At 54.1% G+C, this 13,464-nt stretch carries 10 protein-coding genes and 7 tRNA genes; 16 read left to right on the forward strand and 1 reads right to left on the reverse strand.

Going from position 1 to position 13,464, the window contains the following annotated elements; translation table 11 throughout:
- Positions 1 to 8 precede the first annotated feature (8 nt).
- From nagC to QQZ17_RS25575, 10 genes are all read left to right on the forward strand, one after another.
- On the forward strand, positions 9 to 1,229 hold the full coding sequence (gene nagC / locus QQZ17_RS25530) for a DNA-binding transcriptional regulator NagC (RefSeq protein ID WP_152405483.1): 1,221 nt from the start codon (positions 9 to 11) through the stop codon (positions 1,227 to 1,229).
- 46 nt (positions 1,230 to 1,275) lie between these two features.
- A complete protein-coding gene (gene nagD / locus QQZ17_RS25535) occupies positions 1,276 to 2,028 on the forward strand; it encodes a ribonucleotide monophosphatase NagD (protein ID WP_046477474.1) in 753 nt (250 codons plus the stop codon).
- Positions 2,029 to 2,282: 254 nt separating this feature from the next.
- Positions 2,283 to 3,947 carry an asparagine synthase B gene (asnB, locus tag QQZ17_RS25540; RefSeq protein ID WP_152405485.1) on the forward strand — a complete coding sequence of 555 codons (1,665 nt, stop codon included), beginning with the start codon at positions 2,283 to 2,285 and terminating at the stop codon, positions 3,945 to 3,947.
- A 224-nt stretch (positions 3,948 to 4,171) separates the two neighbouring features.
- Positions 4,172 to 4,248 (forward strand) — tRNA-Met (locus tag QQZ17_RS25545).
- 8 nt (positions 4,249 to 4,256) lie between these two features.
- Positions 4,257 to 4,341, forward strand: a tRNA-Leu gene (locus QQZ17_RS25550).
- 23 nt (positions 4,342 to 4,364) lie between these two features.
- Positions 4,365 to 4,439, forward strand: a tRNA-Gln gene (locus QQZ17_RS25555).
- Between the two features lie 36 nt (positions 4,440 to 4,475).
- Positions 4,476 to 4,550: transfer RNA gene (locus QQZ17_RS25560), tRNA-Gln, on the forward strand.
- Positions 4,551 to 4,569: 19 nt separating this feature from the next.
- A tRNA-Met gene (locus QQZ17_RS25565) sits at positions 4,570 to 4,646 on the forward strand.
- A 47-nt stretch (positions 4,647 to 4,693) separates the two neighbouring features.
- Positions 4,694 to 4,768, forward strand: a tRNA-Gln gene (locus tag QQZ17_RS25570).
- A gap of 52 nt (positions 4,769 to 4,820) precedes the next feature.
- Positions 4,821 to 4,895: transfer RNA gene (locus QQZ17_RS25575), tRNA-Gln, on the forward strand.
- 99 nt (positions 4,896 to 4,994) lie between these two features.
- On the opposite strand, the gene ubiF is transcribed toward QQZ17_RS25575, so the two are convergent.
- On the reverse strand, positions 4,995 to 6,170 hold the full coding sequence (ubiF, locus tag QQZ17_RS25580) for a 3-demethoxyubiquinol 3-hydroxylase (protein ID WP_152405486.1): 1,176 nt from the start codon (positions 6,168 to 6,170) through the stop codon (positions 4,995 to 4,997).
- A 145-nt stretch (positions 6,171 to 6,315) separates the two neighbouring features.
- Here ubiF and miaB point away from each other — a divergent pair, with 145 nt between their 5' ends.
- The 6 genes from miaB to QQZ17_RS25610 all read left to right on the forward strand — a co-directional run bounded on the left by miaB (position 6,316) and on the right by QQZ17_RS25610 (position 13,335).
- A complete protein-coding gene (miaB, locus tag QQZ17_RS25585) occupies positions 6,316 to 7,740 on the forward strand; it encodes a tRNA (N6-isopentenyl adenosine(37)-C2)-methylthiotransferase MiaB (RefSeq protein ID WP_152405487.1) in 1,425 nt (474 codons plus the stop codon).
- A gap of 210 nt (positions 7,741 to 7,950) precedes the next feature.
- On the forward strand, positions 7,951 to 8,997 hold the full coding sequence (locus QQZ17_RS25590) for a PhoH family protein (RefSeq protein ID WP_042320685.1): 1,047 nt from the start codon (positions 7,951 to 7,953) through the stop codon (positions 8,995 to 8,997).
- Positions 8,994 to 9,461 carry an rRNA maturation RNase YbeY gene (gene ybeY, locus QQZ17_RS25595; RefSeq protein ID WP_152405488.1) on the forward strand — a complete coding sequence of 156 codons (468 nt, stop codon included), beginning with the start codon at positions 8,994 to 8,996 and terminating at the stop codon, positions 9,459 to 9,461. The genes QQZ17_RS25590 and ybeY overlap by 4 nt, the downstream gene beginning before the upstream one ends.
- A 98-nt stretch (positions 9,462 to 9,559) precedes the next feature.
- Positions 9,560 to 10,438 carry a CNNM family magnesium/cobalt transport protein CorC gene (corC, locus tag QQZ17_RS25600; RefSeq protein WP_152405489.1) on the forward strand — a complete coding sequence of 293 codons (879 nt, stop codon included), beginning with the start codon at positions 9,560 to 9,562 and terminating at the stop codon, positions 10,436 to 10,438.
- A 23-nt stretch (positions 10,439 to 10,461) separates the two neighbouring features.
- Positions 10,462 to 12,000, forward strand: coding sequence for an apolipoprotein N-acyltransferase (gene lnt, locus QQZ17_RS25605; RefSeq protein ID WP_152405490.1), 1,539 nt, complete (start codon positions 10,462 to 10,464; stop codon positions 11,998 to 12,000).
- 426 nt (positions 12,001 to 12,426) lie between these two features.
- On the forward strand, positions 12,427 to 13,335 hold the full coding sequence (locus QQZ17_RS25610; RefSeq protein WP_046477456.1) for an amino acid ABC transporter substrate-binding protein: 909 nt from the start codon (positions 12,427 to 12,429) through the stop codon (positions 13,333 to 13,335).
- Positions 13,336 to 13,464: the final 129 nt, after the last annotated feature.

Below are 13,464 nucleotides of genomic sequence, written 5' to 3' on the forward strand. Positions count from 1 at the left end.
GAGAAAGTATGACACCAGGCGGACAAGCTCAAATAGGTAATGTTGATCTCGTAAAACAGCTTAACAGCGCGGCCGTTTACCGCCTGATTGACCAGCATGGGCCAATCTCGCGGATCCAGATTGCCGAGCAAAGCCAGCTTGCCCCCGCCAGCGTAACCAAAATTACGCGTCAACTGATTGAGCGCGGACTGATCAAAGAAGTCGATCAACAGGCCTCCACCGGGGGGCGCCGCGCCATTTCTATCGTCACCGAAACCCGCAGTTTTCACGCCATTGGCGTGCGTCTTGGCCGCCACGACGCGACCATCACCCTGTTTGACCTGAGCAGCAAAGTACTGGCGGAAGAACACTATCCGTTGCCCGAACGCACGCAGGAAACGTTGGAACACGCGCTGCTCAATGCCATCACCGCCTTTATCGACAACAACCAGCGCAAGATCCGCGAACTCATCGCCATTTCCGTGATCCTGCCGGGACTTGTCGATCCGGAAAGCGGCAAGATCCACTACATGCCGCATATCCAGGTAGAGAACTGGGGACTGGTTGAAGCGCTGGAAAAACGTTTTCTCGTCACCTGTTTTGTCGGCCACGATATCCGCAGCCTGGCGCTGGCGGAGCACTACTTTGGGGCAAGTCAGGACTGCGAGGACTCTATTCTGGTGCGCGTCCACCGCGGGACGGGTGCCGGTATTATCTCTAACGGCCGGATTTTTATTGGTCGTAACGGTAACGTTGGCGAGATTGGCCACATCCAGGTTGAACCGCTGGGCGAACGCTGCCACTGCGGTAACTTTGGCTGTCTGGAAACCATTGCCGCGAACGCGGCAATTGAACAGCGCGTCCTCAATCTCCTGAAGCAAGGCTACCAGAGCCGCGTTCCGCTGGAAGACTGCACGATCAAAACCATCTGCAAGGCGGCAAATAAGGGCGACAGCCTGGCCTCAGAGGTCATTGAGCACGTTGGGCGTCATCTGGGTAAAACCATTGCGATCGCCATCAACCTGTTTAATCCGCAAAAAATCGTGATTGCCGGTGAGATAACCGAAGCCGATAAAGTGCTGTTACCCGCCATTGAAAGCTGCATTAATACGCAGGCGCTGAAGGCGTTTCGCACAAATTTGCCGGTGGTGCGCTCCACACTGGATCACCGCTCCGCCATCGGTGCCTTTGCGCTGGTAAAACGCGCCATGCTCAACGGTATTTTGCTCCAGCATTTGCTGGAAAACTGATGCGCTCTTATAGTATCGGATTATTAACATATTTCCTGGGTAGTTCATGACCATCAAGAATGTCATTTGTGATATCGACGGCGTGCTGATGCACGACAACGTCGCCGTACCGGGTGCGGCGGAGTTTTTGACTGGCGTAATGGAGAAAGGCCTGCCGCTGGTGCTGCTGACCAATTACCCGTCGCAGACCGGCCAGGATCTGGCAAACCGTTTCGCAACCGCTGGCGTTAATGTACCGGACAGCGTGTTTTATACCTCGGCCATGGCGACCGCCGATTTCCTGCGTCGTCAGGAAGGGAAAAAGGCGTATGTTGTCGGCGAAGGCGCGCTGATCCACGAACTGTATAAAGCCGGTTTCACCATTACTGACGTGAACCCGGACTTTGTCATCGTCGGCGAGACCCGTTCCTACAACTGGGACATGATGCATAAAGCGGCCTTCTTTGTGGCAAACGGCGCGCGCTTTATTGCCACCAACCCGGACACCCACGGCCGCGGTTTTTATCCAGCCTGTGGCGCGCTCTGCGCGGGTATCGAGAAAATCTCTGGTCGTAAACCGTTCTACGTCGGTAAACCGAGTCCGTGGATTATCCGCGCGGCGTTAAACAAAATGCAGGCGCACTCGGAAGAGACGGTGATCGTCGGCGATAACCTGCGCACCGATATTCTTGCCGGCTTCCAGGCGGGGCTCGAAACCATCCTGGTGCTCTCCGGCGTTTCCACGCTGGATGACATCGACAGTATGCCGTTCCGCCCGAGCTGGATTTATCCCTCCGTCGCCGAAATCGACGTTATTTAACCCAGACCACGTCCCAGGACGTGGTTTTTCATTTTTGCCCACCAGAAAAATAATCTCATTCAACGAAATCAGCAAAAAACTGATAATTCATCAATGAATATGCTCAAACCATAATCTTTTTTCACTAATCGGCAATGACCATTGCGTTTTTTCTTTTTCAGACCGCAAACCCCTTGCGCCTCCAGTTCCTTTGCGGCATTTTCTTTAGCAAGCAAACACAAAAAGCATTACGCAACAGGTTAACGGAGAAGGTTATGTGTTCAATTTTCGGCGTATTCGATATTAAGTCAGATGCAGGTGAACTGCGTAAAAAAGCCCTTGAGCTGTCACGCTTGATGCGCCATCGCGGTCCGGACTGGTCCGGCATTTATGCCTGCGATAAGGCCATTCTGGCCCACGAACGTCTGTCAATTGTCGACGTCAACGCTGGCGCGCAACCGTTGTATAACGAAAAGAAAACCCACGTGCTGGCCGTGAACGGTGAAATTTACAACCACCAGGCGCTGCGTGCAGAATATGGCGATCGCTACGCGTTCCAGACCGGTTCTGACTGCGAAGTGATCCTCGCGCTGTATCAGGAAAAAGGCGTGGAATTTCTCGACGATCTGCAAGGAATGTTTGCCTTCGCGCTGTACGACAGCGAACAGGATGCATATCTGATTGGCCGCGACCACATCGGCATCATCCCGCTGTATATGGGTTATGACGAGTTCGGCAACCTGTACGTCGCGTCAGAAATGAAAGCCCTGGTGCCGGTGTGCCGCACCATTCAAGAGTTCCCGGCGGGAAGTTATCTCTGGAGCAAAGACGGTGAAATCCGTCAGTATTATCAGCGTGACTGGTTCGATTTTGACGCGGTAAAAGATAACGTTACTGACAAAAACGAACTGCGTCAGGCGCTGGAAGACTCCGTCAAAAGCCATCTGATGTCTGATGTACCTTACGGTGTACTGCTCTCTGGCGGCCTGGATTCCTCCGTTATCTCGGCGATCACCAAAAAATTCGCCGCCCGTCGTGTGGAAGATGACGAACGTTCTGAAGCCTGGTGGCCACAACTTCACTCCTTCGCCGTCGGTCTGGAAGGGGCTCCGGATCTGAAAGCCGCGCAGGAAGTGGCGAACCACCTGGGGACCGTACACCATGAAATTCACTTTACGGTACAGGAAGGGCTGGACGCGATCCGCGACGTGATTTATCACATCGAAACCTATGACGTAACCACCATTCGCGCCTCGACGCCGATGTATTTAATGTCGCGTAAGATCAAAGCGATGGGTATCAAAATGGTGCTGTCCGGCGAAGGGTCTGATGAAGTGTTCGGCGGCTACCTCTATTTCCATAAGGCACCAGACGCCAAAGAACTGCACGAAGAAACCGTACGTAAGCTGCAGGCGCTGCATATGTTTGACTGCGCCCGCGCTAACAAGGCCATGTCAGCCTGGGGAGTGGAAGCTCGCGTCCCGTTCCTGGATAAGAAGTTCCTCGACGTGGCGATGCGCATTAACCCGGAAGATAAAATGTGCGGCAACGGCAAGATGGAAAAACATGTCCTCCGTGAATGTTTCGAATCCTATCTGCCGGCAAGCGTTGCATGGCGTCAGAAAGAGCAGTTTTCCGACGGCGTGGGCTACAGCTGGATCGACACCCTGAAAGAGGTGGCCGCTGAGCAAGTTTCCGATCAGCAACTGGAAACCGCCCGCTTTCGCTTCCCGTACAATACGCCGTCTTCAAAAGAAGCGTATCTGTACCGCGAGATCTTCGAAGAGCTGTTCCCGGTACCGAGCGCCGCAGAGTGTGTCCCGGGCGGTCCCTCCGTCGCCTGCTCTTCAGCTAAAGCGATCGAATGGGACGAAGCGTTCAAAACCATGAACGATCCATCGGGTCGCGCAGTGGGTGTTCACCAGTCCGCTTATCAATAAGCAACACTGATGAAAAAGGGCCTTTCGGGGCCCTTTTTTGATCGTGAAAAACAGTTCAGAAAGCGATTAATAACCAATAATTGCCGAATATTGCGTCACGCTGTTCGCAACCTAACCAAACAGTCACATTCCGGCCGTTTTCGATGAAAAAGGGGTTGACGCTTCAAGGCTCAATACGCATAATGCGCCCCGCAACGCCGATAAGGTAACGCGCGAAAAAAGAGGGCTACGTAGCTCAGTTGGTTAGAGCACATCACTCATAATGATGGGGTCACAGGTTCGAATCCCGTCGTAGCCACCATCTTTTTTGCGGGAGTGGCGAAATTGGTAGACGCACCAGATTTAGGTTCTGGCGCCGCAAGGTGTGCGAGTTCAAGTCTCGCCTCCCGCACCATTCCCATAAAAGCGTTGCACGGATGGGGTATCGCCAAGCGGTAAGGCACCGGTTTTTGATACCGGCATTCCCTGGTTCGAATCCAGGTACCCCAGCCATCTTTCTTCGAGTTTGCGGATTGCCGCGACGGTCATTGGGGTATCGCCAAGCGGTAAGGCACCGGTTTTTGATACCGGCATTCCCTGGTTCGAATCCAGGTACCCCAGCCATCGAAGAAATGCAGTATTTGGCTACGTAGCTCAGTTGGTTAGAGCACATCACTCATAATGATGGGGTCACAGGTTCGAATCCCGTCGTAGCCACCATATTCAGAACACGTTAGTTCGTTTTAACGGGTTCAAAAACAATTTGTTGGGGTATCGCCAAGCGGTAAGGCACCGGATTCTGATTCCGGCATTCCGAGGTTCGAATCCTCGTACCCCAGCCAAATTTGCAAGACGTTCACGATGTGAATGCAAGAAGTGCCTGAAATTTTAAATTGGGGTATCGCCAAGCGGTAAGGCACCGGATTCTGATTCCGGCATTCCGAGGTTCGAATCCTCGTACCCCAGCCACATTAGAAAAGCTCGCTTCGGCGGGCTTTTTGCTTTTCTGCGTTTATTGCCTGATGGCGCTACGCTTATCAGGCCTACGATCGTAGGCCTGGATTAAAATTACAACCCTAATGCGTATTTCAGCGCCTGACGTTTTAACACGCCAGCGCGTTCTGCCGCCATCAGCCCGAGGTTGCGGATAATCCGCAGCGGCTGCAGGTCATTGCTGAATCCGGCGTAGAACAGATCCATCCCGCTTTGCATGATGAAGTTATCCGCCATGCGTCGGGTCTGATAACGCTTCAGTACCGGCTGGCTCGCCCAGGACTCGCCATAACTGCGGGCATTAATCAATACATCGATCAATACATCCACATCGCGATAGCCCAGATTAACCCCCTGCCCGGCCAGCGGATGGATGGTGTGCGCCGCATCACCAACCAGCGCCAGACCCGGCTGCACATATTGCAGGGCGTGACGACGCGTCAGCGGAAACGCGCCTGCTGCGACGGGCATCACCTGTCCCAGACGTGTCGGGAAGTGCTTTGCGATCTCCGTCTGAAGCTGCGACATATTCAGCCCCTGCAACTGACGGATCCGCGCCGGTGAGTCATACCACACCAGCGACGCCCAGTGGTCGAACAATGGCAGAAACGCGCGCGGGCCGTCCGGGGTGAACTGCTGCCAGGTACTGTTGCCAGGGTCGTTCTCGCACTGCACGGTAATCAGCATGCAGGATTGCGCATACTGCCAGGCGTGAATGCCGATGCCAGCCATCTGCCGCACCTGCGAATTTGCGCCATCCGCGCCAATCACCAGTTTGGCGGTGACTCGTTCGCCACCTACCAGCTCAAGCTCATGACGATCGTTATGACGATGCAGCGCAATCAGCGAGGCCGGAACCCGCAGCGTCACTTTGGGGTGTACTTCCAGCGCCTGCCAGAGCGCCCGTTGCAGAATGTTGTTCTCGACCATATACCCAAGCAGTGGCAGCTTCAGTTCGCTGGCATCAAACACCACATGCGCGTTTTCCCACTCCCAGGTTTCCAGCCGCCGATACGGATGACTGCGCATCCCCTGCACAACATCCCAGACGCCAAGCCCTTTCAGTAGAGAAACTGAGGCCGCGCTGATCGCCGAAATACGCACATCCGGCTGGCTGTTTGCGACAAACGGCGCAGGCGCGGCATGTTCGATCACGGTGACCGTGAATCCATGCTGTGCCAGCCCCAGCGCCAGCGCGCCACCGACCATCCCCCCGCCGACAATGGCAATTTCCGTTGGTTGATTTGTCATGGTCAATCATCCTGTTACATGTATTGTGTAAGTTTACAGGATTTTTTACCCCTTGAGGCTGATAACGGTCATACTGGTCACCAGGGCAGCAAAGCATTACACTATGCGCCCTGCAATTCAGCCACTATTTCGCAAGAGCAAGTCGATGACCAAAAAACTCCATATTAAAACCTGGGGCTGTCAGATGAACGAATACGATTCATCGAAGATGGCCGATCTGCTGGATGCCACTCACGGGTATCAACTGACCGACGTGGCGGAAGAAGCGGATGTGCTGCTGCTGAATACCTGCTCAATCCGCGAGAAGGCTCAGGAAAAAGTCTTCCATCAGTTGGGTCGCTGGAAACTCTTAAAAGAGAAAAATCCCGATCTGATTATCGGCGTCGGCGGCTGTGTGGCGTCTCAGGAAGGTGACCACATTCGCCAGCGCGCGCACTATGTCGATATCATCTTTGGGCCGCAAACGTTGCACCGCCTGCCAGAAATGATTAACTCCGTTCGCGGCAACCGTAGTCCGGTTGTTGACATCAGCTTCCCGGAGATCGAGAAGTTTGACCGTCTGCCGGAACCGCGCGCGGAAGGTCCGACCGCCTTTGTCTCAATTATGGAAGGCTGCAACAAATATTGTACTTACTGCGTGGTGCCTTACACCCGTGGTGAGGAAGTCAGCCGCCCGTCTGATGACATCCTGTTTGAAATCGCCCAGCTTGCTGCTCAGGGCGTGCGTGAAGTCAATCTGCTCGGCCAGAACGTTAACGCCTGGCGAGGACAAAACTACGACGGCACCACCGGCTCATTCGCCGACCTGCTGCGTCTGGTTGCCGCCATTGATGGCATTGACCGCATCCGCTTCACCACCAGCCATCCGATCGAATTCACCGACGACATCATCGAAGTCTATCGCGACACGCCGGAGCTGGTGAGCTTCCTGCACCTGCCGGTACAGAGCGGTTCGGATCGCGTGCTGAACCTGATGGGACGTACCCACACGGCGCTGGAATATAAAGCAATTATCCGTAAGCTGCGTGCGGCGCGTCCGGACATTCAGATAAGCTCCGACTTCATTGTTGGTTTCCCGGGTGAGACCACCCAGGACTTCGAGCAGACCATGAAGCTGATTGCCGACGTCAATTTCGACATGAGCTACAGCTTTATCTTCTCTGCACGTCCGGGAACGCCGGCTGCCGATATGGTGGATGACGTGCCGGAAGAAGAGAAGAAGCAGCGTCTGTATATTTTGCAGGATCGCATTAACCAGCAGGCGATGGCCTGGAGTCGTCGCATGCTCGGCACCGTTCAGCGCATTCTGGTGGAAGGAACGTCGCGTAAGAGCATCATGGAGCTGTCTGGCCGTACCGAAAATAATCGCGTGGTGAACTTCGAAGGCGCACCGGAGATGATCGGTAAATTTGTCGATGTGGAAATCACCGACGTCTGGACCAACTCACTGCGCGGGAAAGTGGTGCGCACCGAAGACGAAATGGGGCTGCGCATCGCAGAAACCCCGGAATCGGTGATTGCCCGTACCCGTAAAGAAAATGAGATTGGCGTTGGATTCTACCAGCCTTAATTCTGCTCAAAACGTCAAAATTCCCGATGGCGCTGTGCTTATCGGGCCTACTGGAGCACGACGCTTCATAGGCCCGATAAGGCTCTTGTATTTCCTCTCTACGCCCCCATCTTGATACCAGTGCTTGCGCCTTTACCCCGTGGCGTGAATAATTTCCTGACAGGCCGGTGAATGTTCATCTTCCGGCTCCCTATGCATAAGAGGAACAGTTTGAACACAGACACTCGCGAAATTACCCTTGAGCCGGCAGATAACGCCCGTCTGCTGAGCCTTTGCGGCCCGTTTGATGACAACATTAAACAGCTGGAACGCCGTCTCGGCATCGAGATTAACCGCCGTGACAACCATTTTAAACTGACCGGTCGCCCGATTTGCATCACCGCTGCGGCGGATATTTTACGCAGCCTGTACGTCGATACCGCGCCAATGCGCGGCCAGACGCAGGATATCGAACCGGAACAAATCCACCTCGCGATTAAAGAAGCACGCGTGCTTGAGCAAAGCGCCGAGAGCGTCCCCGAGTTCGGCAAAGCGGTCAATATCAAAACCAAGCGTGGCGTGATTAAGCCGCGTACGCCTAACCAGGCACAGTACATCGCCAACATTCTCGACCATGACATCACCTTCGGCGTCGGTCCTGCCGGTACGGGGAAAACCTACCTCGCCGTTGCCGCTGCCGTGGATGCGCTGGAGCGTCAGGAGATCCGCCGTATTCTGCTGACCCGTCCGGCGGTCGAAGCGGGTGAAAAGCTGGGCTTCCTGCCGGGCGATCTGAGTCAGAAGGTTGATCCGTACCTGCGCCCACTGTATGACGCGCTGTTTGAAATGCTCGGCTTCGAGAAAGTCGAAAAGCTGATTGAGCGCAACGTGATTGAAGTGGCTCCGCTGGCCTATATGCGCGGCCGTACGCTAAACGATGCCTTTATCATTCTTGATGAGAGCCAGAACACCACCATCGAACAGATGAAGATGTTCCTGACTCGTATCGGCTTTAACTCGAAGGCGGTAATTACCGGCGACGTCACGCAGATTGACCTGCCGCGCAACATTAAATCGGGCCTGCGCCATGCCGTTGAGGTACTGGCGGAAGTCGAAGAAATCAGCTTTAACTTCTTCCACAGTGAAGACGTCGTGCGCCATCCGGTGGTTGCCCGCATCGTTAACGCCTATGAAGCATGGGAAGAAGCCGAACAAAAACGTAAAGCTGAGCTTGCTGCAGAGCGCAAGCGTGAAGCTCAGGAACAGGAACAGAAATGAGTCAGGTGATCCTTGATTTGCAACTGGCATGTGAGAACCACAGCGGTTTGCCAGAAGAGAGCCGGTTTCAGACCTGGCTGAATGCGGTCATCCCGCAATTTCAGGAAGAATCAGAAGTGACGATTCGCCTGGTGGATGAAGCCGAAAGCCACGATCTCAATCTGACCTACCGCGGGAAAGATAAACCGACCAACGTGCTCTCTTTCCCGTTTGAAGCCCCGCCAGGTATTGAGCTACCGTTGCTCGGCGATTTGGTCATCTGTCGTCAGGTCGTTGAACAGGAAGCGCAGGAGCAAGGCAAGCCGCTGGATGCCCACTGGGCGCACATGGTCGTCCACGGCAGCCTGCATTTGCTGGGTTACGATCATATCGAAGATGACGAGGCTGAAGAGATGGAAGCCCTCGAGACAGAGATTATGCTTGCTCTGGGCTATGAGGATCCGTACATTGCCGAGAAGGAATAAGCGACCGGGCGAATGCCCGGTGGTTTCCAGTGCTGCCGTGCGCTGAGTTTGCGCGCATTGAGCAAGAGATTAACTAACAAGAGAACCCATACGACGCCATGAGCGACGACAATTCACACAGTAGTGACACGTTAAGCAACAAGAAGGGATTTTTTTCCCTGTTACTGAGCCAACTTTTCCACGGTGAACCGAAAAACCGTGATGAACTGCTGGCGCTGATCCGTGATTCCGGGCAGAACGACCTTATCGATGAAGATACGCGCGACATGCTCGAAGGGGTGATGGACATTGCGGACCAGCGCGTTCGCGACATCATGATTCCCCGCTCCCAGATGATTACCCTGAAACGCAACCAGACGCTGGACGAATGCCTCGATGTCATTATCGAGTCTGCCCACTCGCGTTTTCCGGTGATAAGCGAGGACAAAGATCACATTGAAGGGATTCTGATGGCCAAGGATTTGCTGCCGTTTATGCGCAGCGATGCCGATGCCTTCAGCATGGAGAAAGTGTTACGCCAGGCCGTTGTCGTCCCGGAGAGCAAACGCGTTGACCGTATGCTCAAAGAGTTTCGCTCCCAGCGTTACCATATGGCTATCGTCATCGACGAATTTGGTGGTGTCTCCGGTCTGGTGACCATTGAAGACATCCTGGAGCTTATCGTCGGTGAAATCGAAGATGAGTACGATGAAGAAGATGATATCGACTTCCGCCAACTCAGTCGCCACACCTGGACCATTCGCGCGCTCGCGCCGATCGAAGACTTCAATGAAGCCTTCGGCACCAGCTTTAGTGACGAAGAGGTCGATACCATCGGTGGTCTGGTGATGCAGGCGTTTGGTCACTTGCCCGCACGTGGTGAAACTATTGATATCGATGGTTACCAGTTCAAAGTGGCAATGGCCGACAGCCGTCGTATTATTCAGGTTCACGTCAGAATTCCGGATGACTCCCCCCAGCCAACACTGGACGAATAACACCGAACGGGAAGAAGAACTCAATGGCTTTTGCCTCATTAATTGAACGCCAGCGCACTCGCCTGCTGCTGGCGTTATTATTCGGCGCCTGCGGAACGCTGGCTTTTTCTCCTTATGACATCTGGCCCGCGGCGATAGTCTCGCTGATGGGCTTGCAGGTATTAACCCTGAATCGTCGCCCGCGCCAGTCAGCCGCTATTGGCTACTTCTGGGGACTGGGACTCTTCGGGACGGGAATCAACTGGGTTTACGTCAGTATCGCGCAGTTTGGCGGCATGCCAGGCCCGGTGAACGTTTTCCTTGTCGTGCTGCTCGCGGCGTATCTTTCTCTGTATACCGGGCTGTTTGCCGGCGTACTGGCGCGTCTGTGGCCGAAAACCAGCTGGCTGCGGGTTGCCATTGCCGCGCCGGTGGTCTGGCAGCTAACCGAATTCCTGCGTGGCTGGGTACTGACCGGATTTCCATGGCTGCAGTTTGGCTACAGCCAGATAGACGGCCCGCTGAAAGGCCTGGCGCCGGTAATGGGTGTCGAAGCCATTAACTTCCTGCTGATGATGGTCAGCGGACTGCTGGTTCTCTCGCTGGTCAGCCGTAACTGGCGTCCGCTGGTGGTCGCCGTTATCCTTTTCGCACTCCCCTTCCCGCTGCGCTATATCCAGTGGTACACGCTGGAGCCGGAAAGAATGACCCGGGTGTCGATGGTTCAGGGTGATATCCCGCAGTCGTTGAAGTGGGAAGAAGGTCATTTGCTGAATACGCTTAAGACCTATCTGGATGCGACGCAGCCCGAAATGGGGAAATCGCAGCTGATCATCTGGCCGGAATCCGCTATTCCGGATCTGGAGATCAACCAGCAGCGTTTTCTGGGCATGATGGACGATTTGCTGCGTGCGAAGAACAGCTCGCTGATAACCGGTATTGTCGATGCGCGGCTGAACAAACAGAACCGCTATGACACCTACAACACCATTATCACGCTGGGGAAAGACAATCCTTACCGCTATGACTCAACCAACCGCTACAACAAAAACCATCTGGTACCGTTTGGTGAGTTTGTGCCGCTGGAATCCATTCTGCGCCCGTTAGCGCCGTTCTTTGACCTGCCGATGTCCTCGTTCAGCCGTGGTCCGTATGTTCAACCGCAGCTGCATGCGCATGGTTTAGCGCTGACCGCCGCGATTTGCTACGAGATAATCCTGGGTGAACAGGTGCGCGATAACTTCCGCCCGGATACGGACTATCTGCTGACCATCTCCAACGATGCCTGGTTTGGTAAGTCGATTGGCCCGTGGCAGCACTTCCAGATGGCGCGGATGCGTTCCCTGGAACTGGCGCGACCGCTGCTGCGCAGTACCAATAACGGTATTACGGCGGTGATTGGTCCACAGGGTGAGATTCAGGCGATGATCCCGCAGTTTACCCGTCAGGTATTGACCGCCGATGTGACGCCAACGACAGGCTTAACGCCGTACGCCCGAACCGGCAACTGGCCGCTGTGGTTCATTACCGCGCTGTTCGGTTTTGCCGCCGTGTTAATGAGTTTGCGTCAACGTCGCAGATAACACAGTGCACCATCAAATGTAGGCCGGATAAGGCGGTACGCCGCCATCCGGCGGTTGTGCCACATCGTGCCTGATGGCGCTACGCTTATCAGGCCTACAAACTACCATTCTCCCTCCCTTCTTCCATTCTGGCACGCTCATTGCTTTGTTAAACAAGGCAAACCTGTTTTTGACGTTTAGCGCAACTTAGTCGCACTAAAGCAGTTCACTGGTAGCACCGAAACGGTGCAATGAGAGATTTTTGCCTCTAAACGGTGCGGCGCACTTCGCAAAAATAAACAATAACGCAGCAAAATCTTTACATTAAGCCAGACTAAATGTTAACAAACAGGTAAAACACTGCACGCTTAAGTTGCAGGTGATAACAACACAGACACTCACAATAAGTATCACTGCGTCGACGGCGCAGACGATAAGGAGTTGGATATGCAATTACGTAAGCTAGCCACAGCAATGCTGGTTATGGGACTGTCAGCCGGTCTGGTACACGCGGAAGACGCAGCGCCAGCCGCAGGCAGCACGCTCGACAAGATCGCCAAAAACGGCGTTATCGTCGTCGGTCACCGTGAATCCTCCGTGCCGTTTTCTTATTACGACAATCAGCAGAAAGTGGTGGGTTATTCTCAGGATTACTCCAACGCCATCGTTGAAGCCGTGAAGAAGAAACTCAACAAGCCCGATCTGCAGGTTAAGCTGATCCCGATTACCTCTCAGAACCGTATTCCGCTGCTGCAAAACGGCACCTTCGACTTTGAGTGCGGTTCCACCACCAACAACCTTGAGCGCCAGAAACAGGCCGCCTTCTCTGACACCATCTTTGTCGTCGGCACGCGCCTGCTGGCGAAAAAAGGCGGCGACATTAAAGACTTCGCGGACCTGAAAGGCAAAGCGGTTGTTGTGACGTCAGGAACCACCTCTGAAATTCTGCTGCACAAGCTGAACGACGAACAAAAAATGGACATGCGTATCATCAGCGCTAAAGACCACGGTGACTCTTTCCGTACTCTGGAAAGCGGTCGCGCCGTTGCCTTTATGATGGATGATGCCCTGTTGGCCGGTGAGCGTGCGAAGGCGAAGAAACCAGATAACTGGGAAATCGTCGGCAAACCGCAGTCTCAGGAAGCCTACGGCTGCATGCTGCGCAAAGACGATCCTGAATTCAAAAAGCTGATGGATGACACCATCGCCCAGGCGCAGACCTCAGGTGAAGCCGCGAAATGGTTTGATAAGTGGTTCAAAAACCCGATCCCACCAAAAAACCTGAACATGAATTTCGAACTGTCGAACGAAATGCAGGCGCTGTTCAAAGAACCGAATGATAAAGCACTTAACTAATTAAAACTAAATGGGGCGGGGACTCCTTGCCCTCTCGATTGCTATACAGCACGGACAGACTATAGGCCTGATGGTCGTTCCCCATCAGGCCTGAAAACCGAAGTACGCTGGATAACAATCTTCGAGGGT

It is taken from the genome of Citrobacter sp. T1.2D-1 (assembly GCF_950098555.1).
GTDB classification, from domain to species: Bacteria; Pseudomonadota; Gammaproteobacteria; order Enterobacterales; family Enterobacteriaceae; genus Citrobacter_A; species Citrobacter_A telavivensis.